The sequence below is a fragment of the Kitasatospora sp. NPDC088160 genome (assembly GCF_044741445.1).
Lineage (GTDB): Bacteria > Actinomycetota > Actinomycetes > Streptomycetales > Streptomycetaceae > Kitasatospora.
In genome coordinates this window covers 73,790-95,147 of record NZ_JBIUSS010000022.1, presented here as the reverse complement: position 1 = coordinate 95,147, position 21,358 = coordinate 73,790, and the positions used below count along the sequence as shown (strand labels likewise).

Here is a 21,358-nt window from a genome sequence, read left to right as displayed (position 1 = left end):
GTTTGGCGCGTCGGTCGGGCGTCGCCCGTGTCCGAACGAGGCGATCAGCGCCGTCCGGCCGGCTCCGGCACGCCGTACGCGTCCGCCGCCGGCGCCGGGCCGGCACCGAGGCTTGCGCCGTGGCCGTGCTCGGGGTCGGCGCCGTGGCCGGGCCACCAGGCCCGGTTTCCGATCAGCGCGGTGAGCGCCGGGGTGAAGAACATCGCCATCACGAAGGCCGCCAGCACGATGCCGAAGGCCATCGCGAAGCCGAACTCCATCATGAAGGTGTTGCCGGCGAGCATGAACGTCCCGAACGAGGCCGCCAGGATGAAGCCGGCCGCGGCGACGGTCGGGCCGGCGTGGCGCAGCGCCTCGCGGGCCGCCTCGCGCGGGCTGCGGCCCGCGCGGGCCTCCTCGCGCAGACGGGCGATGATCAGGATGTTGTAGTCCGTCCCGATCGCCACCACGAAGAGGTAGATGAGGATCGGCATCATGAACATCAGGCCGGTCTCGTTGCCGATCTTCTGGAAGATCAGCGTGGTGGCGCCCAGCGTGGCGCTGAAGCCGAGGCCTACCGAGGCCATCAGGTACCAGGGGGCGACCACGCTGCGCAGCTGGAGGGCCAGGATGAGCAGGATCAGCAGCCCGGCGATCGGGAAGACCAGCTTGTAGTCGTGGGTCATCGCCAGGTTGATGTCCTTGAACACCGAGGTGAGGCCGCCGACCTTGGCCTCGCTGCCGGCCGGGGCCTGCGCGTGGGCGACGGTGCGCAGCTCGGTCACCGCGTCGATCGCCTCGTTGCTGGTCGGGGCGTCCTTGAGCATGACGGTGAACTGGGCGGTGGCGCCGTCGGCGCTGATGCTCTTGGCGTCGGCGCTCGGCAGGTAGACCTTGGACACCCCGCCGACGCCCTGCAGCTTGTCGGCGTAGGCCGGGAAGGAGGCCGGGTCGAGCTTCTTGCCGTCGGTGCTGCTCAGGTAGACCTGGCTCGGGTCGGCGGCGCCGGCGGAGAAGCCCTTGGCCATCTTGTCCTGGACGACCATCGACTCCTTGTCCTTGGGCATGGAGCTGCCGGCCATGTCGAAGAGGCCGTTGTAGCCGAGCGCGCCCACGGACAGGGCGACCAGTACGCCGCCGGAGGCGACGGCGGCCAGCGCCGGGCGCTTCTGGACGACCCGGCCGAGCGCGGTGAAGCGCGCGGTGCTCGGCTCGTCCGTCCACTTCTTGCCGGGCCAGAAGACGGCGCGGGCGGGGATGACCGCGAGCAGCGCGGGGGCCAGGGTGAGCGAGGCCAGGGCGGTGACCACGACCGCGATCGCCAGCGCGGGGCCGAGCGCCTGGAACATGCCGAGGCTGGAGAGGATCAGCGCGGCGAAGGCGATGGTGACGGCGCCGGCGGCGGAGGCGATCGCCTCGCCGACCCGGCCGACCGCGTTGGCCACGGCGGCGTTGCGGTCGTCGCCGGCCCGCAGCCGCTCGCGGTAGCGGAAGGCGAGGAACAGGAAGTAGTCGGTGCCGACGCCGAGCACGACGACGATCAGGATCGCCATCAGGATGGGTGTGCTCTTGAGGTTGAAGATGTCGGTCGCGTAGTTGATCAGGCCGATGGAGGCGGGCAGCGCGATCATCAGCGAGACCAGGACCGGCAGCAGGCCGGCCAGGATGCCGCGGAAGATGATGCCGACGATCACGATGACCAGGAGCACCGTGGCCATGGTGATGATGCCCTCGGCCGAGCCGGAGGCTTCCTTCTGGTCGAGCGCCTGGGCGGCGGGGCCGCCGAGCTGGAACTTCAGGTCGGTGCCGGAGGCCAGTGCCTTGCCGTCGTCGCGGAGGGCCTTGGCGATGTCCGCGGTGCCGTTCTGGTCCTGCTGCTTCGACTTGTCGACGGCGATCATGGCCATCGCGTACTTGTGGTCCGGGGATATGCCCAGCTGGTCGGACGGCGGGATGATCTTCTCGACGCCGTCGATCTTCTTGGCCGTCAGGTCCTGGACGAGCTTGCCCATCGCGGCCTTGTCCGCGTCGGTGAACGCGGCGCCGTCGTTGCGCTCGAAGAGTGCGAGCGCGCCCGGGGTGAAGGCGGCCGGGAAGGCGCGCTCCTGCACCTGTGCGGCCTGGATGGACTCGTAGTGCTTGGGGAGGAACGCGGCTTCGTCGGTCTGCGAGCTGACCTTCGGCGCGGTCATGAGGACGGCGATCATTCCGATCACCCACGCGATGATCACCCACCACGCGCGGCGTACGACGAATTGTCCTAGTCGGTGGAACATGCTCGATGCCTCCTGGGCATGGTTCACCGCAGCCCTTGGGGGACGGGACGCCGGGCGACGGCTGGACCGGTGGGAGACGCGCGGCGGCGCTCCCTAGCCGGTCGGCAGGTAAGTGGATTTGGGCGTCATCCTACGAGCACTTGCTTGCCGCCCGGCAAGGAGCCCCCGTGGTCCAACCCCCGTCAGGCCGCTCCGAAGCGGCCCCGACCCAGTTTCTCCCGGGCGCACGCCCCTTGACCTCGTGCTCCGGGTGGAGACAGCTCCCCCTCAGGGTGGATCTCTCCCCTACCCCCTGGGAGGAGATGTCAGGGTAGGAGGGTAGGGAAAACCCCACCCCGGTCCGTCATGATGATCACCGTCCGGAGGCCTCCGGATGAACGCCGCCCCAACGGAGCACCGCCATGATCCCCTTCGACGAAGGCCGCGCCCGGCTGCTGCTCGCCCACGCCTGCGAGTCCGCCGGACTGCCCGGCCCCGGCGACGCCCGGCTGCTCGCGCTCGGCGAGAACGCCGTCTTCGACCTCGGCGACCCGGCCGTCGTCGCCAAGGTCGGCCGCGGCCCCGAACTGTACGAACGGGCGCGGCACGAACTCGCCGTCGCCCACTGGCTCGCCGCCCAGGACGTCCCGGTGGTCCGCCCGTACGACGCGGTGGAAGCCGAGCCCCAGCTCGCCCACGGGCACCCCGTCACCTTCTGGCACCGGCTCGCCCCCGCCGTCCGCCCCGCCCGCCCCGCCGACCTCGCCCCGCTGCTGCGCGCCCTGCACCGGCTGCCGCTGCCGCCCTTCCCGCTCGCCCACCGCGACCTGCTGGCCCCCGTCGAACGCTGGCTGGCCTCCGCCGAGGGCCACGTCGACCCGGCCGACGTCGCCTTCCTGCGCCACCGCCGCGACGGCTTCGCCGCCGCCCTGCCCGACCTCGCCCCGCACCTGCACCCCGGTGTGATCCACGGCGACGCGCTGCCCCGCAACGTCCACGTCGGCCCGGACGGGCCCGTCCTGCTCGACCTGGAGAACGTCTCGCACGACCTGCGCGAACACGACCTGGTGGTCCTCGCGCTCAGCCACGACCGGTACGGCGTGCCCGGCGAGGAGTACCGGGCCTTCGTCGAGGCGTACGGCTGGGACGTGCGCGCCTGGCCCGGCTTCGCGGTGCTGCGCGGGGCCCGGGAGACCGCCAGCGCCTCCTGGGTCGCCCAGCAGGTGCCCGGCAATCCGGCCGCGCTGGCGGAGTTCCGGCGCCGGGTCGCCTCGCTGCGGGAGGGTGCCACCGAGGTGCGCTGGTACCCGTTCTGAGGCGTCGGGCTCCCGGGGCGTCGGGCTTCCGAAGTGGCGGGCTCCTGAAGTGCCGGGCCTTGAAGTGCCGGGACGCCCCCGTCACGGCCCCCGGGATACCCGGCGGGCCGCGGGGGCGCCAACCCGGGCGCGTGTGAGAAGACTCCTACGGCGCTCCGGTCCGCTCCGCAACCGGGGCACGTACGCTCGGCGTCCTATCGGACAGTCATCCTGACCGAGGGATCGGCACCCGTCCTCTGCACCCCTCTGCACCACAGGAGCCGCCGCCATGCCCCACTCCGCCACCCGCCGGCCCTCCCCTCCGACCCGTACGGCCCTCACGGCCCGCCGCCGGCTGGTCGCAGGCTGCGTCGTGGCGGCCGCCACCCTGGGCCTGGCCGCGTGCGGCACCGCCAGCGGAGCCCTCCAGCCGACGGCCGGCGTCAGCACCCAGCCCCCGATCACCATCGCGCCGACCGACTCCCGGCCGACCGACGGCCCCGTCGCCACCGTCGCGCCCGCCCCCGGCTCCGACAGCGCACCCGCCTCCGCCGCCCCGCCAGCCGTCCCGAAGCCGCGCACGCCCAAGGCGCCGGCCGGGACGACCGCCGCGCCCCACAGCGGCACGCCGAGCGCCCCGGTCACCACCACGCCCGTAGCGACCACGCCCTCGGGCACCCCCGCGCCGCCGCCCGCGCCGGTCAAGCCGGGCACCGTCATCGGCTCCACCGCCTCCGGCGGCCACACCGTGGCGCTCACCTTCGACGACGGCCCCGGCCCCGCCACCGGCCAGATCCTCGACCTGCTCGCCCAGTACCACGCCAAGGCCACCTTCTGCGAGATCGGCCAGAACGCCGCCGCCAACCCGGCCCTGGTCAAGCGCGTCCTCGCGGCCGGCCACCGGCTCTGCGACCACAGCGTCCACCACCCGCAGCCGTTCGCGAAGCTCCCCCACGACAAGGCCGCCTACGAGATCTCCGCCGCCAGGGACATGATCGTCAAGGCCGGCGGCCCCGGCACCCGGGTCAGCTGGTTCCGCGCCCCCGGCGGCGGCTTCAACGCCGACAACGAGCAGATCACCGCGAGCCTCGGCATGTCCTCGCTCGGCTGGTCCGTCGACCCGCGCGACTGGTCCCGCCCGGGCGTGCCGGCCATCGTCTCCACCGTGCAGAAGCAGCTCAAGCCCGGCGGCGTGATCCTGATGCACGACGGCGGCGGCGACCGCACCCAGACCGTGGCCGCGCTCAAGCAGCTGCTGCCCTGGCTGGTCGCCCAGGGCTACACCTTCGACTGGCCGGCCGGCTAGGCCCCGCCCGGCCCGCCGGCCTCACCGGGGGCGGTCACCTCATCGGCCACCGCGGGTCGACCACGGCCTGCGGGTCCTTGCCGCGGCGCAGCCACGCCTGCAAGCCCTCGGCCCACTCCCGGTACCAGCCGATCTGGCGCTCGTGCAGCTCGGCCGGCGCGACGTCGCCGACCTCGGCCCGGTAGCGCTCGGCGAGGGCGACGGCGACCCGGACGGCCGCCAGCGCGTCGCTGCCCGCCTCGTGCGCGTCCGTCAGCTCGACGCCGTACACCTCGCAGACCCGCTGCAGGGTGCGCGAGCCCTTGCGGTACTTGTCCACCGCCCGGTCGACGACCAGCGCGTCCAGCACCGGCCCGACCGGGGCGCCGAGGCGCTCGGCGAGCGGCACCAGCCCGTACCGGCGCAGCTCGGCGTCGAGCAGCGACAGGTCGAACGGCGCGTTGAACGCGACCACCGGGCGCCCTGCGGCGAGCCGCTCGCAGAGCGCGCCGGCTATCTCCTCCACCGCCTCCTTGGCCGGCCGGCCCTTGCCGCGGGCCAGGTCGTCGCCGATGCCGTGGATCGCCTCCGCCTCGGCCGGGATCGGGACCCCGGGGTCGAGCAGCCAGTGCGCGGCCCCCACCCGGCGGGCCCCGACGGTGTCCACGAGCGCGGCCGTGACGATGCGGTCCACGGCCGGGTCGGTGCCCGTGGTCTCCAGGTCGAAGCCGACCAGTGGCTGCTGCCACCAGCTCATAAGGGGGTGTCCTTCCGTCCTGCCTCTCGAAACAGCCCCCATCATCACCCGCCCCACCGACATCCCGGCCGCCGGGGCGGTCGGGGTGCGGGCCGGTACGGCGGCGGACGGCCCCCTCGGTTTCGGCAGGTCGCCCCAACGGCGGGCGCCCGCGCCCCGGTTGGGCGACGGGCGCGCGAACCGGGGCGTCAGGTGGCGGTGAGGAGGGTGCGGCCGAGCCAGTCGGTGGTGTCGTGGGCGCCGGGGAGGACGTAGAAGTAGCCGCCGCCGGTGGGGCGGAGGTGGCGGGCGAGGGGTTCGGTGTTGAGGCGGGTCTGGACGGCTTCGAACTGGCGGGCCACGTCCTGCTGGTAGCAGCAGAAGGCGAGGCCGAGGTCGGGTTCGCCGTCGGAATCGAGGCCGCGGTCGTAGTTGAAGGCGCGGCGCAGGATGCGGCTGTCGCGGGTGCCGTCGGTGCGGGGGTTGGCGAGGCGGATGTGGGAGTCGAGGGGGATGACGGCGCCGTCGGGGTCGTTGCGGTAGTCGGGGGTGTCGGTCTCGCCGGCCGCCCCGAGCGGGGCGCCGTCGTTCTTGCGTCGGCCGATCAGGCGTTCCTGCTGCTTGAGCGGCACCTCGTCCCAGCCGGCGACGAGGGTGCGGATGGCGCGGATGACCTGGTAGCTGCCGCCGGCGGCCCAGCGCGGTTCGTCGCCGCCCTCGCCGACCCAGACGAGGGCGTCCAGCTCGCGGGCGTTCGTGGTGTCGGGGTTCTCGATGCCGTCCTTGAAGCCGAGCAGGTTGCGGGCGGCGCCGGTGGGGCGGGAGCGGTTCTGGAAGCCGTCGAGCTGCCAGCGCGGGCGGATCAGGCCGTTGGTGCTGCGCAGCAGGTCGCGGATGGTGTGCTGGACGGTGTCGCGGTTCTCGGCGCAGATCTGGAGCGAGAGGTCGCCGTGGCATTCGGCGGGGCGCAGCGCGTCGACGGGGAAGGCCCGCATGGCGGTGAGCCGGCGGGGGCGGTGGCGGGTGAGGCCGTAGCGGGTGTCGAAGAGGGAGGCGCCGACGGCGACGGTGACGGTGAGGTCGTCGGCGGGCAGGTCGGGGCCGAGGGTGCCGCTGTCGGAGGGGGCGGCGGCGGGGCCGAGGTCGGGCGGGGTGCCGCCGGCGGTGAGGAAGCGGATGCGGTCGGTGAGGGTGCGCAGGAGGGTTTCGAGGGCCTTGCGGTCGCGGGCCTTGACGTCGAGGGCGAGGAAGGTGCCGTAGCCGGGGGGCGGGTTGGTGATGCCGGCCTGGTGGAGGCCGTGGAAGTCGATGCGCCGGGTGGCGGTGCGGGGCGCGGCCTGGGCGGGGCGGGCGCCGGTGAGGGTGAGGGCTCCGGCGGTGGTGGCGCCGAGGGCGGTGCGCAGCAGGCCGCGGCGGGTGGCGCGGGGGTGTTCGGAGCCGGTGGAGTGCGGGCTGTCGATCATGGACGGGACGCTAACAAGCGGTCGGGCCCGGTGCTCGGGTGAGCGCCGCGCCCGACCGCCGGTCACCATCCGTCCGGCCTACTCGCGTCACCCGGGCGAGCGTCACCGGGCGCCACGCCCCGACCAACGGGCCGGCCCCGGTTCAGGCGGCGGGCTCGCGGACCAGGTAGACGTCGATCGGGTCCTCGTGGTCGAGGACGAAGCCGTGGCGTTCGTAGAGGCTGCGGGCGGGGCTGCCCTGGAGGACGTCGAGGCGCACGGGCTCGCCGGCGGCGTCGGCCTGGGCGAGGAGGTGGCGCAGGACGGCGGTGCCGAGGCCGCGGCCCTGGTGGGCGGGGGCGAGGTAGAAGTGCTCGATCCAGCGGCCGCCCTGCTCGGCGGGGCGGACGGTGACGGAGCCGGCGAAGGCGCCGTCGACGAGGATGACGGAGCTGTGGCGGCTGGAGAAGCCCGCCCGCAGGCGCCGGCGGACCCGGTCGTCGTCGTAGCGGCCGAGGCGTTCGAGGTCGGCGCGCAGGACGACGGCCTTGAGTTCGGCGACGGGTTCGACGTCGGCGGCGGTGGCGGGGCGCAGGGTCCAGGCGGGGAGGCTGTTCACGGCCCGCAGTGTGGCAGCGGCCGCACCGGCCTGGCCAGCGGGTTTCAGGGGCCGGACGCCGGGGCGGGGCGTGCCGAGGGGGCCGGGCGGTGGCCCGGCCCCCTGCTCCGGTGGGAAGGCGGGAAGGCGGGAAGGCGGGAAGGCCTCAGCGGGTGCCGAGGTCCAGGGCGGGGAAGGAGTAGTCGTCCCAGAGGGCGCGTTCGTCGTCGTGCGGGGCGTACTGGACGCTGGGGTTCAGGTCCCAGATCCGGGTGGCCCGCGCGTCGGCGGTGTAGGACGGCCAGCCCGGGTCGCCCTCGCGGGCGAAGGAGGCCCAGGCGTCGGCCATCCGCTCGGACAGCCGGGTGAGTTCGGGCCGCTGGGCGGCGACGGTCTGCGCGCCGCGCGGGATCGCGCCGAGGTCCAGGCCGCCGAAGACGAAGGGCAGTTCCAGGGTGTGCATGGCGCCCAGGTTCTGGGCGGCGGGCAGGCCGGGGACGTAGGGCACGTGCCAGTCGAACTGGTAGACGTGGGTGGGCCGCCAGCGGGACTGGGCCTCGGCCAGGCGCAGGGTGGGGATCCGCTCGGTCTGGTCGGTGAGCATCGCGTTCACCACCCGGCCCTCGGTGGCCCCGGGGCGGTCGGCGGCGTACCGGTCGTACATCTGCTGTTTGCGGTCGGCGAGCACGGGGGGCAGGTTGCGGTAGGCGCTCAGCGGGAGGTCCGGCAGCGTGGGGTCGAACAGCGCCCAGTAGTCGGTCTCGTTCTCGGTGGTGCCGGTCATCACGTCGACGTCGCGGGCGCTGCCGGCGGCGATCCGTTCGACGACCGGGCCGGGCACCAGCGCCCCGTCGATGGAGGGGCCGAAGAAGACCGCGGAGGACAGTCCGGAGAGCCCGTGCTGGACCTGTTCCTGGAGTTCGAGGACCTGTTGGGTGCTCAGCCGGTCGAGGTCCGCGACGGTGTGGATGCCGCCGGTGGCGAAGACCTTTCCGGCGGTGGCCCGCGCGGCGGCCGCGGTGTGCACCAGGTAGCCGGGCCCGCTCTCGACGATGGCGCGCCGGAAGAGGCGCTCGGGGTGGTCGCCGGCCAGCAGGGCGCTGATCGAGATCGCGCCGGCCGACTGGCCGAAGACGGTGACGTTGCCCGGGTCGCCGCCGAAGGCGCCGATGTGCCGGCGCACCCAGGTCAGCGCGGCGCTCTCGTCGCGCAGCCCGTTGTTGCCCGAGCCGGCGTAGGACGGGTCGAGCGCGCCGAGTTCCGTCCAGCCCAGGATGCCGAGCCGGTAGTCCAGGTTCACCACGACGACGTCGCCGCGCTCGGCCAGCAGGCCGCCGTCGAAGACGGGCTGGGCGGCGGCGCCGAGTTCGTCCGCGCCGCCGTGCAGGAAGACCATGACGGGTTTGCGGGCGCCGCCGTGGTGCGCCGACCACACGTTGAGGTACAGGCAGTCCTCGGTGCCGCCGCCGCCCGCGCTCAGGTCCTGCGGGCAGCCGGGGCGGGCCTGGGTGGCGCGCAGCGTTCCGGGCCAGGGTGCGGCGGGCTGCGGCGGGCGGAACCGGCGCTCGCCGGTGGGCGGCGCCGCGTACGGGACGCCCAGGTAGGCGCACCGGCCGTCCTGGGCCACCCCTTGCAGGCGGCCGGCGGAGGTCGCCGTACGGCAGCCGCCCGCCTCCCGGGCCTCGGCGGGGACGGCCGGCAGCAGGCCCAGCAGGGCTGCCGCCACGCCGGCCAGCGCGAACGGCCAGCGCCGGCGGGCGGTTCGGCGGGCATTCCCCGGCAGCCTTCCGCCAGGCCCCGTCCCAAGCCCCGCCCCGGGCCCTTCGCGCAGCCTTCCGTGCGCTGCCCCCCGTCCTGTCCCGCGCTTTGTTCCGTACACCACGGCGCACTCCCCTCGACGTCGTCGCGTCGCTCGTGCGGCCGCGACCCCCGCCTCCAGCTTGCGCGGCGCGGCCCGGGGGTGTCGCCGCCGCACGGATGGAGTTCCGGGTCTCCACCCGGGGGTGGAGAGAGGAATCCGATGGTCCGTCAGAGGTGGGGGGGGCGGGTTCAGGACACCGGCCGGGAGTCGCCCCAGGCGCCCTCGAACTCCTCGCGGTAGACCTCCAGCAGGCCCTGTTCGCTGCCGCCGGGCTGCTGGCCGGCGCCGCCGCGCAGCACCAGGGCCGGGGACTCCATGCCCCGGGCGCGGCGCAGGTAGGGCTGGATGACGCCGAGGTCGCGGCTCTGGCGGCGGCCGCCGACCTGGCCGGTCGGGCGGGGGCCCTCGACGAGGTAGGCGGTGAAGCGCGGGGTCTCGTCGAAGACCCGGATCTCGAAGCCGCCCTGGTCGCGCAGCCGGGCCCGCACCCGGCGCACGTGCATGATGTTCATCTCGATGGAGCGCGACAACTCGCCGCGTCCGAGGCCGAGTTCGCGTTCACGGCGGCGGACGGCACTGCTCGCCGGGTTGAGGAAGAGCAGACGGACCCGGCAGCCGTCGCCGGCCAGGCGCACCAGCCGCTTGCCGGTGTAGTTCTGGCAGAGCATGCCGAGGCCGATGCCGAGCGCGTCCAGGCGCCGGGCGCCGTCCAGCAGGTCCTCGACGGGCAGGTCGCGCTGGAGACGGACGCGGTCGGCGTGCACGGCGACGACGTCCGCGTACCGGCCGGCCACCAGCGACTCGACGACGTCGGCGGGCACGCCGCCGGCGCCGCCGTCGAGGACGGCGAGCAGGCGGGCGGCGGCGCGTTCGGTCTGGGCGAGGACGGTCTGGGTGAGCACCCGGTTGCGGGAGACCACGTGCCGGGCCACTTCCAGTTCGTCCAGGGCGAGTTCGATCTCGCGCCGGTCGGACAGGTAGGGCTCGAAGCAGGGCCAGTGCTGGACCATCAGCTCACGCAGCTGGGGCAGGGTGAGGAAGACCAGCGGGTCGTCGTCCGCCGGGTCGAGCAGGTAGCCCTTGCGGCGGCTGACCTCGCGGACGGCGCCGGCCCGGTGCGCCCACTCCTCGCCGGCGGGGCCGGCGGCGGCGGTGACCCAGTCCTCGCCGTGGGCGGGGGCGTAGATGGGGTGCAGCACCTCGTCGACGAGGGAGCGCAGCCGCTGCTCGACGAGGTTGAGCCAGACGTAGGCGCGGCCGGACAGGCGGACCCGCTGGTAGGCGTCCTCCCATTCGGCGGCGGACCAGGCGAGGGCGGGGACCTCGACCGGGCCGCCCTGGGCGGGCACCAGGGGACGGCCGGACAGGGTGGGGCGCATGACGACCGTGGGCGCCTCGCTGCGGGCGCCGCCCCGGTCGGGGCCGTCGGGCCCCGGGCCGCGGCCGCCGGCGGGGAACACCATGCGCCACCTCACCTGGTTTGCTGCTCTACGCTCCGCCCCTGCGCGACTGATGGAACGCCACCGGCCCGGGGACGGCCGGACGATCAAGGGTACTGCCCGCCGCGAGCGGTGTGCAGCCGGATGGCCCACGGGGCCCGGCACCACCACCAGGCCCACCCTTCACAGACCCACGCCCGTCGCAGGCCCCGCTCATCGCAGGCCCGCTCGCCACAAGCCCGCCCGCCACCGGCCCGCACTTATCACAGGAATGCCGACTGGACACCCGTTCGGGCGAACCGGCAGCACATGTCCCGGCCGCCGGGGGAAGGCTCGGGGAGTATGCGCACTGTGCCGTGCGTCACGGCGCGCGAGCGCCGCACATGCCCGGCCGCCCGGCCGGGAAGAGAGCGTCCGGGTCCGGGCACGTTATCGGACTACACGTCAGTTTCCGTTGAGTGCAAGGAAGTTGAGGACTCATGCAGGTCTGGCCCGGTAAGCCCTACCCCCTCGGCGCCACCTACGACGGGGTCGGCACCAACTTCGCGGTGTTCTCCGAGAGTGCCGACCGGATCGAGCTGTGCCTGATCGACGAGGACGGCTCGGAGACGGCCGTCGAACTGCGCGAGACGGACGCCTTCGTCCGGCACGCCTACCTCCCCGGCGTCCAGCCCGGCCAGCGCTACGGCTTCCGCGTCCACGGCCCGTACAACCCCGGCCTCGGCCAGCGCCACAACAGCGCCAAACTGCTGCTGGACCCGTACGCCAAGGCGATGAGCGGGCACATCGACTGGGACGAGGCCGTCTACGGCTACCACTTCGGCGCGCCCGAGCGCCGCAACGACCTCGACTCCGCCCCGCACACCATGCACTCGGTCGTGATCAACCCGTACTTCGACTGGGGCACCGACCACCCGCCGCGCACCGACTACCACCGCACCGTCATCTACGAGGCGCACGTCAAGGGCCTCACCCGGCTGCACCCCGGCATCCCCGAGGAGATCCGCGGCACCTACGCGGGCCTGGCCCACCCGGCGGTGATCGAGCACCTGGCCAAGCTCGGCGTCACCGCGATCGAGCTGATGCCGGTGCACCAGTTCGTCCGCGACCACCGGCTGCGCGACCTGGGCCTGACCAACTACTGGGGCTACAACACCATCGGCTTCTTCGCCCCGCACTCCTCCTACGCCTCCAGCGGCGACCGGGGCCAGCAGGTGCAGGAGTTCAAGTCGATGGTCAAGGCGCTGCACGCGGCCGGGATCGAGGTGATCCTGGACGTCGTCTACAACCACACCGCCGAGGGCAACCACCTCGGGCCGACGCTCTCCCTGCGCGGGCTGGACAACGTCTCCTACTACCGCCTCGCCCAGGACCAGCGGTTCTACGAGGACACCACCGGCACCGGCAACAGCCTGCTGATGCGCAGCCCGCACGTGCTCCAGTTGATCATGGACTCGCTGCGCTACTGGGTCACCGAGATGCACGTCGACGGCTTCCGCTTCGACCTCGCCGCCACCCTGGCCCGGCAGTTCCACGAGGTCGACCGGCTCTCCTCCTTCTTCGACCTCGTCCAGCAGGACCCGGTGGTCTCCCAGGCCAAGCTGATCGCCGAACCCTGGGACCTCGGCGAGGGCGGCTACCAGGTCGGCAACTTCCCGCCGCTGTGGACCGAGTGGAACGGCATGTACCGGGACACCGTGCGCGACCTGTGGCGCGGCGAGACCGCCGCCCTCGCCGAGTTCGGCTCCCGGCTCACCGGCTCCTCCGACCTCTACCAGGACGACGGCCGCCGCCCCATCGCCTCCATCAACTTCGTTACCTGCCACGACGGTTTCACCCTGCGCGACCTCGTCTCCTACAACGACAAGCACAACGAGGCCAACGGCGAGGACAACCGCGACGGCGAGTCCTTCAACCGCTCCTGGAACTGCGGCGTCGAGGGCCCCGGCACCGACCCGGCCGTCGAGGAGCTCAGAGCCCGCCAGCAGCGCAACTTCATCGCCACCCTGATGCTCTCCCAGGGCGTGCCGATGCTCTCCCACGGCGACGAACTCGGCCGCACCCAGCAGGGCAACAACAACGCCTACTGCCAGGACAACGAACTCACCTGGCTGCACTGGCCGGACGGCGACGGGCCCGAGGCGCGGCTGCTGGAGTTCACCCAGGGGATGATCTGGCTGCGCCGCGACCACCCGGTGTTCCGGCGGCGGCGCTTCTTCCACGGGCGGCCGGTCCCCGGGCGCCCCGGGCCGGGGACGCTCGCCGCCGGCGGCCACCTCTCCGGCGGTCACCCCTCGGGCGGCCACCTCTCCGGCGGTCACCCCTCGGGCGGTCACCCCTCCGGCGGTCACCCCTCCGGCGGCCATGACTCGGGCGGCCACGACGACCTCACCGACATCGCCTGGTTCACCCCCGGCGGGGAGGAGATGACCAAGCGCAACTGGGGCGCCAGCTACGCCAAGTCGCTGACCGTCTTCCTCAACGGTTACGCCATCTCCGAGCCGGACCGGCGCGGCGGGCGGATCGTCGACGACTCCTTCCTGCTGATGTTCAACGCGCACTTCGAGCCGCTGGAGTTCACCCTGCCCGCCGACCACGGGCAGGAGTGGCAGGTCGTGGTCGACACCGCACAGGCCCGGCTGCCCGCCCCGGGCACGGGCGCGCGGGTCAAGGCCGGGGACGCGCTGTGGCTCACCGACCGCTCGCTGATGGTGCTCCAGCGGCCGGCCTGACACCCCGCGCTCACCTGTTCGGACCAGCAGCGGGTCTTGGCGGCGGGCTCCCCCGGGTACTCATGGACCTATGACCTCCGCCGCCGAGCCCGCACCGCCCCGCCCGGCCGCCACCTCCCCCTCATCCGCCACCGCTACCGCCCCCACGGCCAGCTACCGCCTCCAGCTGCAACCCGGCTTCACCCTCCACGACGCCGCCGCCGCCGTCCCCTACCTCGCCGCCCTCGGCGTCTCCCACCTGCACCTGTCCCCGCTGCTGGAGGCCGCCCCCGGTTCCACCCACGGCTACGACACCGTCGACCACGGCCGGGTCAGCGAGCAGCTCGGCGGCGAGGGCGCCCTGCGCGCGCTGGCCGACGCCGCCCACCGGCACGGCCTGCGGCTGCTCGTCGACGTGGTGCCCAACCACATGGCGGTGCCCGTCCCCGAGCGGCTCAACCAGCCGCTGTGGCAGGTGCTGCGCGACGGCCCCGACTCGCCGTACGCGCGCTGGTTCGACATCGACTGGGTGGCCCAGCCCGGCCCCGCCGACGCCCCCGCGCGCGGCCGGGTGCTGCTGCCGCTGCTCGGCGACCGGCTCGGCGCCGTGCTGGACCAGCTGGCGGTGGACGGCGAGGTGCTGCGCTACCACGACCACGAGCTGCCGCTGCGGCCCGGCACCTCGGGGCTGCCGCTGGACGAGCTGCTCGCCCGCCAGTGGTACCGGCTCGCCTGGTGGCGGCTGGCCCGCACCGAACTGAACTACCGGCGCTTCTTCACCGTCAACGAGCTGATCGCCGTCCGGGTCGAGGAGCCCGAGGTGTTCGCCGCCACCCATGCCACCCTGCTGCGGCTGCACGCCGACGGCGTCGTCGACGGCTTCCGGATCGACCACCCCGACGGGCTCGCCGACCCGCGCGGCTACCTGCGCCGCCTCGCCGGCGCCACCGGCGGGGCGTACACCGTCGTCGAGAAGATCCTCACCGGCGACGAGCGGCTGCCCGCGGACTGGCCGGTCGCCGGGACCACCGGCTACGACGCGCTGCGCCGCATCGACGGCGTGCTCACCGACCACGCGGGCGCCTGCCGGCTGGCCGGGGCGTACGCGGCGTTCCTGACCGGCTCCGCGCCGGGCGGCGAGCCCTGCGCCGACCCCCACCCGGCGGTCGCCGCCGCCCGGCGCGGGCGGGCCGACATGACCGCGCCGCACGGCGAGCTGGCCGCCGAGGTCGACCGGCTGGTGCGGATCGCGCTGCGGATCGGCGCCGCCGAGCCCGCGCACGCCGACCACGCGCCCTGGCGGCTGCGCGCGGCGCTGCGGCGGCTGTTCACCGGCTACCCGGCGTACCGGCCGTACGCCCGGCCCGGGGAGCCGGCGCCGCCGGCCTCGGCCGAGCAGGTGCGCGCGGCGCTGGGCGGCTCGGCCGACCCGACGGACCGGCTGGTCGCCGCCCTGGCCCTCGGGGAGCTGGGGAGCGGGCCGCACAAGGACGAGTTCTGCGAGCGCTTCGCGCAGACCGCCGCCGCCGTCGCCGCCAAGGGCGTCGAGGACACCGCCTTCTACCGGTGGAACGCGCTGCCCGGCCTCAACGAGGTCGGCGGCGAGCCCGGCCGGCCGGGGCTGTCGCCGGCCCGGTTCCACGACTGGTGCCGCTACCTGGAGCGCGCCTGGCCGCACAGCATGACCGTGCTGTCCACCCACGACACCAAGCGCAGCGCCGACGCCCGCGCCCGGCTCGCCGTGCTCGCCGAGCGGCCCGAGGCCTGGGCCGCCGAGGCCGCCGCCTGGTCCACCGCCGCCGGGCCCGGCCCGGGCGCCGGCCCCGACGGCGAAGGCGACCACGACCACGACCACGACCACGACCACGACCACGGTGCCCGCGACGGCGACTGGCTGCTCTGGCACACCCTCGTCGCCGCCTGGCCGATCGACCCCGACCGACTCGTCGCCGCCCTCCTCAAGGCCGCCCGCGAGGCCAAGCTGCACACCTCCTGGACCACCCCCGACACCCGCTTCGAGCAGGCGCTCACCGCGCGCGCCCGCGCCGTCCACACCAACCCCGGGCTGCTGCCCCGGATCGAGGGCCTGGTGCACGCCCTCGCCCCCTACGCCCGCGCCAACACCCTCGCCGCCGCGCTGCTGCACCTCACCGTCCCGGGCGTGCCCGACCTCTACCAGGGCAGCGAGGAACCGCTGTACACGCTCGTCGACCCGGACAACCGGGGCGTGGTGGACCTCGGCGCGCTCGCCGTCCGGCTCACCGACGCGGCCGCCCCGCGCCCCGGCGACCTCGCCCGCGAGAAGCTGCACCTCACCAGGGCGGCGCTGCACCTGCGGCGCGAGCGCCCGCTCGGGCCCTACCGGCCGCTGAGCGCCGCCGGCCCCGCCGCCGACCACCTGCTGGCCTTCGCCCGCGGCGCCGACGTGGTCACCGCCATCACCCGGCTCCCGTACGGGCTGGAACGCGCCGGCGGCTGGCGCGGCACCGTCCTGGAGCTGCCCGAGGGCGGGCCCTGGACGGACCTGCTGACGCTGCGGACCCACCCGGCGGGCCCGGTGCCCGTCACGCGGCTGCTGGCGGACCGGCCGGTGGCCCTGCTGACGAGGAGGAGCTGAGCGTGCGGACCTACGAGGTGTGGGCGCCCCTGGCCACCGACCGGGTCGAGGTCGAGGTCGACGGCGCCGCCCATCCGCTGGCCCGGTGCCCGGAGCGCCCGGGCTGGTGGACCGGCGGCGCTCCGGCCGGCGACTACGCCTTCCGCCTCGACGGCGGGCCGCCGCTGCCCGACCCGCGCTCCCCCTGGCAGCCGCACGGCCCCGACGGCCCCAGCCGCCCGGTCGACCACGCCGCGTTCCGCTGGTCGCAGACCGGCTGGCGCGGCCGCGCGTTGCCCGGCGCCGTGCTGTACGAGCTGCACATCGGCACCTTCACCCCCCGCGGCACCTTCGACTCCGCCGCCGAACACCTCGACCACCTCGTCGAGTTGGGCGTCGACTTCGTCGAACTGATGCCGGTCTGCCCGTTCCCCGGCCGACACGGCTGGGGCTACGACGGGGTCTCGCCGTGGGCCGTGCACGAGCCGTACGGCGGGCCCAAGGGGCTGAAGCGCTTCGTCGACGCCGCCCACCGCAAGGGCCTCGGCGTGGTGCTGGACGTCGTCCACAACCACCTCGGCCCCTCCGGCAACTACCTTCCCGCGTACGGCCCGTACTTCACCGACCGGCACCACACGCCGTGGGGGGCGGCGGTCAACCTGGACGCCCCCGGCTCCGACGAGGTGCGCCGCTACCTGACCGGCAGCGCGCTCGGCTGGCTGCGCGACTACCGGATCGACGGCCTGCGGCTGGACGCCGTGCACGCCCTCGCGGACGACCGGGCCGTCCACTTCCTGGAGGAACTGTCCCACGAGGTCGAGAAGTTGGCCGTCGCGACCAACCGCCCGCTGTTCCTGATCGCCGAATCCGACCTCAACACCCCGCACACCACCGCCCCGCGCGCGGCCGGCGGCCAGGGCCTCACCGCGCAGTGGAGCGACGACTTCCACCACGCCCTGCACTGCGCGCTCACCGGCGAATCCCAGGGCTACTACGGCGACTTCGCCCGCCACCCGCTCGCCGCCCTCAGCAAGACGCTCACCCGCGGCTTCTTCCACGACGGCACCTGGTCCGGCTTCCGCGGCCGCGGCCACGGCCGCCCCTTCCCGCCGGACGGCGGACACCGGCTGCTCGGCTACCTCCAGACCCACGACCAGATCGGCAACCGGGCCCTCGGGGACCGCATCTCCACCTGCCTCACCGCCGGCCGGCTCGCCTGCGGCGCCGCGCTGGTGCTCACCTCGCCGTTCACCCCGATGCTGTTCATGGGCGAGGAGTGGGGCGCGGCCACCCCCTGGCAGTACTTCACCGACCACACCGACCCGCAGCTCGCCGAGGCCGTCCGGCAGGGCCGGCGCCGGGAGTTCACCGACCACGGCTGGGCCGCCGAGTCCGTCCCCGACCCGCAGGAGCCCGCCACCGTCCTGCGCTCCGTCCTCGACTGGACCGAGCCCCGGCGCGCCCCGCACGCCGAACTCCTCACCTGGCACCGGACGTTGATCCGGCTGCGCCGCGACCGGCCGGAGCTGTCCGACCCCGACCTCGGCGCGGTGCGGGTGGCGTACGACGAGGCGGCGCGCTGGCTGGTCGTGCACCGGGGGCCGTACCGGATCGCCGTGAACCTCGGCCCCACCGAGGCCGCCCTGCCACTGGACGGGACCGGGCGCGAACTGGTAGCGGCCTTCGGGGCGGCGGCGCTGGACGGGACGGCGGTACGGCTGGGGGCGGACGCGGTGGCGGTGGTCGCGGTGGCGACCGTCGCGCGCTGACCCACCCCGCGCGTCACCACAGGAACGTCACCAGAGGAACGTCACCAGAGGAAGGTGCCGATCCGCTCCCGCAGCGAGGCCGCGTCCAAGCCGTAGGCGGTCAGGTGCTCCGGGATCGAGCCGTAGTGCCGGTGCTCCTCGCGCGGCACGCCCAGGCCCAGCACCCGGTGCGGGCGGTCGGCCAGCGCGGCGTGCGCCTCGTTCGCCGAGGTGCCCGCCAGGTACGGCTCCACCAGCACCACGTCCGCCCGCTCCCCCACCGCCGCCCGCAGCCCGGCCGCGTCGAAGGGGCGCACCGTCGCCGCGTACAGCACGGTGGCGTCCAGGCCCTCGGTGGCCGCGAGCACCGCGTCCAGCATCGGCCCGACCGCGATGACCACCCCGCGCGAGCCCTGCCGCACGGTGGTGAACCGGCCCGCCTCGACCGGCAGGGCCTGCGCGTTCCGGTGCTCCGAGAGGCGGACGTAGACGTTGCGGTCGCCGTCCGCGACGGCGTGGCGCAGCAGCCTCTCGGCCTCGTCCGGGTGGCCCGGCACGTGGACCGTCCAGTCCGGCAGGGTGTCCAGCAGGGCGACGTCGCCCGGGGACATGTGGGTGCGGCCCCCGGCCGGCCAGTCGTAGGAGCCGGCCGCGCTCACCAGGACGGCGCCGACGCCCTGGTGGACGAGGTCCAACTTGACCTGCTCGAAGGGACGTTCGACGAGGAAGCTGGCGAAGGTGTGGGCGATCGGGCGCATCCCGGTCAGCGCCAGGCCGCCGGCCGCGCCGATCAGCAGTTGCTCGCGGATGCCGACGTTGACCACCCGGTCCGGGTGGCGCTGCTGGGCCGGGGCGAAGGCGGCCGCACTGATGTCGGCGAGCACCACGGCCAGCCGGGGGTCCTCGTCCAGCAGGCGGCTGGTGACGTCGATGAAGCGGTCGCGCATGGTGTCCATCGGTGAAGTGCCTTTCGGTTCATGCTGGTTGGCGCTTGCGTGCTGGTTGGCGCTTGCGTGGGGGTTCTCTGGCTCAGCAGTCCTCGGTCTCAGGAGTCCTCGGGCTCAGGAGTCCTTGGGCTCGACCCGGGCGACCACCACGTGCGGGCGGCCCGGGTGCTCGGCGGTGTAGGCGCGGTACAGCGCCTCGTGGTCGCGGCCGTCCACCGTCACGGCGGACCAGCCCTCGGCCGCGAACCGGGCCGCGATCCCGCCGTGCCAGCCGTGCGTGGCCGAGGAGTTGTCGATCACCACCACGTGCAGCCGCTCCAGCCCGTACGCACCGGCGAAGGCCACCGCCTCGTGGTTGGAGCCCTCGTCGAACTCGGCGTCGCCGACCAGCACCCACACCGCCGGGTCGGTCAGGCCCTGCGCCCGCAGCCCGAGCGCCGTGCCGACGCCCAGCGGCAGGCCGTGCCCGAGCGAGCCGGAGGCGATCTCCACCCCGGGGACGAGCATCCGGTCCGGGTGGTGGCCGAGCGGAGAGTCGTAGCCGCCGAAGCTCGGCAGCACCCCGGGGTCGATGAAGCCCTTGGCCGCGAGCACCGCGTAGTACGCCATCGGGCCGTGGCCCTTGGAGAGCAGGAAGCGGTCCCGGTCCTGCGCCTCGGCCCGCTCCGGACTCACCCGCAGGACCCGGTCGTACAGCACCCAGAGCGCGTCCAGGGTGGAGGTGGCGGCCGGGCCGTGCTTCTCGTCGCCGGTCATCAGGCCCATCAGCGCCGACAGGTCCTCGAAACGGGCGGTTTCCGCGAGGTCCGCGGTTGCGTTCGTCGTCATGACCACGATGGTGCAACTTAAAGTCGACTTGAGGTCAAGCGGCTAGAGTGGGTGCCCATGACCGCGACCCCGGACCACGGCCGAGCACCCGGCCCGCACCGCGACGACCTGCTCACCATCGGCCAGCTCGGCCGCCGCAGCGGCCTCGCCGCCTCCGCCCTGCGCTACTACGAGAGCCTCGGCCTCATCCACGCCACCCGCACCGCCGGCGGCCAGCGCCGCTACCCCCGCGGCACGCTGCGCCGGATCGCCTTCGTCCGCGCCGCCCAGCGCGTCGGCCTCTCCCTCGACGAGGCCCGCGTCGCCCTCGACCGGCTCCCCGAGCGCCCCGCCCCCAGCGGCGCCGAGTGGGACCGGGTCGCCGAATCCTGGCAGAGCCGCATCGACGAGCAGATCGCCGAGCTCCAGCGCCTCAAGGCCAAGCTGACCGGCTGCATCGGCTGCGGCTGCCTCTCCCTCTCCCGCTGCTCCCTCTACAACGCCGCCGACCGCGCCGCCGACACCGGCCCCGGCGCCCGCTACCTCCTCACCCGCGACCCGGCCGGCGGCCCGGAACCCCTCTCCCCCGCCGCCACCGACGTCTGCGGGCCCCAGTGAACCGCTCCGGCGCGGGGCGCTTCCCGCTCCTGGCCCACCCCTGGCGCCGGGGCCGGCCGGCCCCGACCGCTGAAAAGCCTTTGCCGCGGCGACGCCGGTCCGCCTACCGTGCGCCCATGCTGCCGGTGGTGGAGACGGAAGAACAGTGGGACGCGATCGTGCGCGACGAGGCGGTGATGCGCCCCGGAGCCGAGGCGCTCTGCGCCGAACTCGGCCTCGCCTGGCTGCCGTTGGAGCGCTTCGCGGAAGGGTCCGTCCCGGTCTACGCGGTGGGCGACGCGCACGTCCTCAAGCTGTTCCCCGCCGCCAGCGCCGAGGACGGCGTCACCGAGGAGCGCGTCCTCACCCGTCTCCAGGGCGCCCTGCCGATCCCCACCCCCGACGTACGGGCCGCCGGCGCCCACGTCAACGGCTGGCGCTACGTGCTGATGTCACGACTGTCCGGCGAGGGCCTGGCCCCCGCCTGGCCGCGGATCCCGCAGGCCGACCGGGAGCGGATCGCCCACGACTGCGGCCGGGCGCTGGCCGCCCTGCACGCCCTCGACCCCGGACCGCTCGCCGACACCCTCGGCCCCGGCGACTGGGGCGCCTTCCTGGACCGGCAGCGGGCCGGGGCGGTGGCCCGCCAGCGCGAACGCGGCCTGCCCGAAGCCTGGTTGGAGCAGATCCCGGACTTCCTGGCCGCCGCGCCGCTGCCCCGGACGCCGCAACGCGCCCTGCTGCACACCGAGTTCATGCGCGAGCACCTGCTCGTCGACCCGGCCGACGGCTGGCGCCTCACCGGCCTGCTCGACTTCGAACCCGCCATGGTCGGCGACCCGGCCTACGACCTCGTCGCCGTCGGCCTGTTCACCACCCGCGCCGACCGCCGCCTGCTCGGCCGCCTCCTCGCGGGGTACGGGCGCGGCTTCGAGCCGCGTCTGCTGATGGCGTACACGCTGCTCCACGTGTACAGCAACCTGCCGTGGTACCTGAGGGAGTTGAAGCCCTCCGCGCGGACGCTGGACGCCCTCGCGGAGGAGTGGTTCGGGGTCGCCTGAC

15 protein-coding genes are annotated in these 21,358 nt (G+C 74.6%); 7 read left to right on the top strand and 8 right to left on the bottom strand.

Annotated features, from left to right (window positions below; all coding sequences use genetic code 11):
- Positions 1 to 44 precede the first annotated feature (44 nt).
- Positions 45 to 2,186: an MMPL family transporter gene (locus ACIOGZ_RS30555; protein ID WP_363584208.1), complete on the bottom strand. Its 2,142-nt coding sequence runs from the start codon at positions 2,184 to 2,186 to the stop codon at positions 45 to 47.
- A 470-nt stretch (positions 2,187 to 2,656) separates the two neighbouring features.
- On the opposite strand from ACIOGZ_RS30555, the gene ACIOGZ_RS30550 reads away from it, so the two are divergent.
- Positions 2,657 to 3,550, top strand: a complete 894-nt coding sequence (locus ACIOGZ_RS30550) for an aminoglycoside phosphotransferase family protein (protein WP_363584134.1) — start codon at positions 2,657 to 2,659, stop codon at positions 3,548 to 3,550.
- A 268-nt stretch (positions 3,551 to 3,818) separates the two neighbouring features.
- Positions 3,819 to 4,835: a polysaccharide deacetylase family protein gene (locus tag ACIOGZ_RS30545; protein ID WP_400810798.1), complete on the top strand. Its 1,017-nt coding sequence runs from the start codon at positions 3,819 to 3,821 to the stop codon at positions 4,833 to 4,835.
- 34 nt (positions 4,836 to 4,869) lie between these two features.
- Here the strand turns inward: ACIOGZ_RS30545 and ACIOGZ_RS30540 are convergent, their stop codons facing one another.
- From ACIOGZ_RS30540 to ACIOGZ_RS30520, 5 genes are all read right to left on the bottom strand, one after another.
- Positions 4,870 to 5,571 (bottom strand): exonuclease domain-containing protein, encoded by a 702-nt coding sequence (locus ACIOGZ_RS30540; protein WP_363584138.1) that lies wholly within the window; start codon positions 5,569 to 5,571, stop codon positions 4,870 to 4,872.
- 188 nt (positions 5,572 to 5,759) lie between these two features.
- Positions 5,760 to 7,013 (bottom strand): iron uptake transporter deferrochelatase/peroxidase subunit, encoded by a 1,254-nt coding sequence (efeB, locus tag ACIOGZ_RS30535; protein ID WP_363584140.1) that lies wholly within the window; start codon positions 7,011 to 7,013, stop codon positions 5,760 to 5,762.
- 142 nt (positions 7,014 to 7,155) lie between these two features.
- Positions 7,156 to 7,611: a GNAT family N-acetyltransferase gene (locus tag ACIOGZ_RS30530; protein WP_363584142.1), complete on the bottom strand. Its 456-nt coding sequence runs from the start codon at positions 7,609 to 7,611 to the stop codon at positions 7,156 to 7,158.
- 145 nt (positions 7,612 to 7,756) lie between these two features.
- The gene (locus tag ACIOGZ_RS30525) at positions 7,757 to 9,316 is read right to left on the bottom strand and encodes a carboxylesterase/lipase family protein (protein ID WP_400988485.1); all 1,560 of its coding nucleotides are present in this window, start codon (positions 9,314 to 9,316) and stop codon (positions 7,757 to 7,759) included.
- Between the two features lie 323 nt (positions 9,317 to 9,639).
- Positions 9,640 to 10,914, bottom strand: a complete 1,275-nt coding sequence (locus ACIOGZ_RS30520) for an SAV2148 family HEPN domain-containing protein (RefSeq protein ID WP_371516519.1) — start codon at positions 10,912 to 10,914, stop codon at positions 9,640 to 9,642.
- A 455-nt stretch (positions 10,915 to 11,369) separates the two neighbouring features.
- Between ACIOGZ_RS30520 and glgX the strand changes: the two genes are divergently transcribed.
- The 3 genes from glgX to treZ all read left to right on the top strand — a co-directional run bounded on the left by glgX (position 11,370) and on the right by treZ (position 17,966).
- Positions 11,370 to 13,622, top strand: coding sequence for a glycogen debranching protein GlgX (glgX, locus tag ACIOGZ_RS30515; RefSeq protein WP_363584145.1), 2,253 nt, complete (start codon positions 11,370 to 11,372; stop codon positions 13,620 to 13,622).
- Positions 13,623 to 13,692: 70 nt separating this feature from the next.
- A complete protein-coding gene (gene treY, locus ACIOGZ_RS30510; protein ID WP_400988483.1) occupies positions 13,693 to 16,218 on the top strand; it encodes a malto-oligosyltrehalose synthase in 2,526 nt (841 codons plus the stop codon).
- A 2-nt stretch (positions 16,219 to 16,220) separates the two neighbouring features.
- Positions 16,221 to 17,966: a malto-oligosyltrehalose trehalohydrolase gene (treZ, locus tag ACIOGZ_RS30505; protein ID WP_400988482.1), complete on the top strand. Its 1,746-nt coding sequence runs from the start codon at positions 16,221 to 16,223 to the stop codon at positions 17,964 to 17,966.
- A gap of 41 nt (positions 17,967 to 18,007) precedes the next feature.
- Here the strand turns inward: treZ and ACIOGZ_RS30500 are convergent, their stop codons facing one another.
- Both ACIOGZ_RS30500 and ACIOGZ_RS30495 read right to left on the bottom strand, forming a co-directional pair.
- Positions 18,008 to 18,901 (bottom strand): transketolase C-terminal domain-containing protein, encoded by an 894-nt coding sequence (locus ACIOGZ_RS30500; protein ID WP_363584151.1) that lies wholly within the window; start codon positions 18,899 to 18,901, stop codon positions 18,008 to 18,010.
- Between the two features lie 105 nt (positions 18,902 to 19,006).
- The gene (locus ACIOGZ_RS30495; protein WP_350881656.1) at positions 19,007 to 19,720 is read right to left on the bottom strand and encodes a transketolase; all 714 of its coding nucleotides are present in this window, start codon (positions 19,718 to 19,720) and stop codon (positions 19,007 to 19,009) included.
- A 57-nt stretch (positions 19,721 to 19,777) separates the two neighbouring features.
- Between ACIOGZ_RS30495 and soxR the strand changes: the two genes are divergently transcribed.
- A complete protein-coding gene (soxR, locus tag ACIOGZ_RS30490; RefSeq protein WP_400988480.1) occupies positions 19,778 to 20,317 on the top strand; it encodes a redox-sensitive transcriptional activator SoxR in 540 nt (179 codons plus the stop codon).
- Positions 20,318 to 20,433: 116 nt separating this feature from the next.
- Complete coding sequence (locus ACIOGZ_RS30485) at positions 20,434 to 21,357, top strand: phosphotransferase family protein (RefSeq protein ID WP_400988478.1); 924 nt, start codon at positions 20,434 to 20,436, stop codon at positions 21,355 to 21,357.
- The last annotated feature ends 1 nt before the right edge of the window (position 21,358 follow it).

Bases quoted from the DNA above. Each gene is read 5' to 3' on its own strand.
- ACIOGZ_RS30550 (WP_363584134.1), top strand. From the start codon at position 2,657: ATGATCCCCTTCGACGAAGGCCGCGCCCGGCTGCTGCTCGCCCACGCC.
- ACIOGZ_RS30495 (WP_350881656.1), bottom strand. From the start codon at position 19,720: ATGACGACGAACGCAACCGCGGACCTCGCGGAAACCGCCCGTTTCGAG.
- ACIOGZ_RS30500 (WP_363584151.1), bottom strand. From the start codon at position 18,901: ATGGACACCATGCGCGACCGCTTCATCGACGTCACCAGCCGCCTGCTG.
- treY (WP_400988483.1), top strand. From the start codon at position 13,693: ATGACCTCCGCCGCCGAGCCCGCACCGCCCCGCCCGGCCGCCACCTCC.
- ACIOGZ_RS30540 (WP_363584138.1), bottom strand. From the start codon at position 5,571: ATGAGCTGGTGGCAGCAGCCACTGGTCGGCTTCGACCTGGAGACCACG.
- ACIOGZ_RS30520 (WP_371516519.1), bottom strand. From the start codon at position 10,914: ATGGTGTTCCCCGCCGGCGGCCGCGGCCCGGGGCCCGACGGCCCCGAC.
- ACIOGZ_RS30555 (WP_363584208.1), bottom strand. From the start codon at position 2,186: ATGATCGCCGTCCTCATGACCGCGCCGAAGGTCAGCTCGCAGACCGAC.
- glgX (WP_363584145.1), top strand. From the start codon at position 11,370: ATGCAGGTCTGGCCCGGTAAGCCCTACCCCCTCGGCGCCACCTACGAC.
- ACIOGZ_RS30485 (WP_400988478.1), top strand. From the start codon at position 20,434: ATGCTGCCGGTGGTGGAGACGGAAGAACAGTGGGACGCGATCGTGCGC.
- soxR (WP_400988480.1), top strand. From the start codon at position 19,778: ATGACCGCGACCCCGGACCACGGCCGAGCACCCGGCCCGCACCGCGAC.
- efeB (WP_363584140.1), bottom strand. From the start codon at position 7,013: ATGATCGACAGCCCGCACTCCACCGGCTCCGAACACCCCCGCGCCACC.
- ACIOGZ_RS30545 (WP_400810798.1), top strand. From the start codon at position 3,819: ATGCCCCACTCCGCCACCCGCCGGCCCTCCCCTCCGACCCGTACGGCC.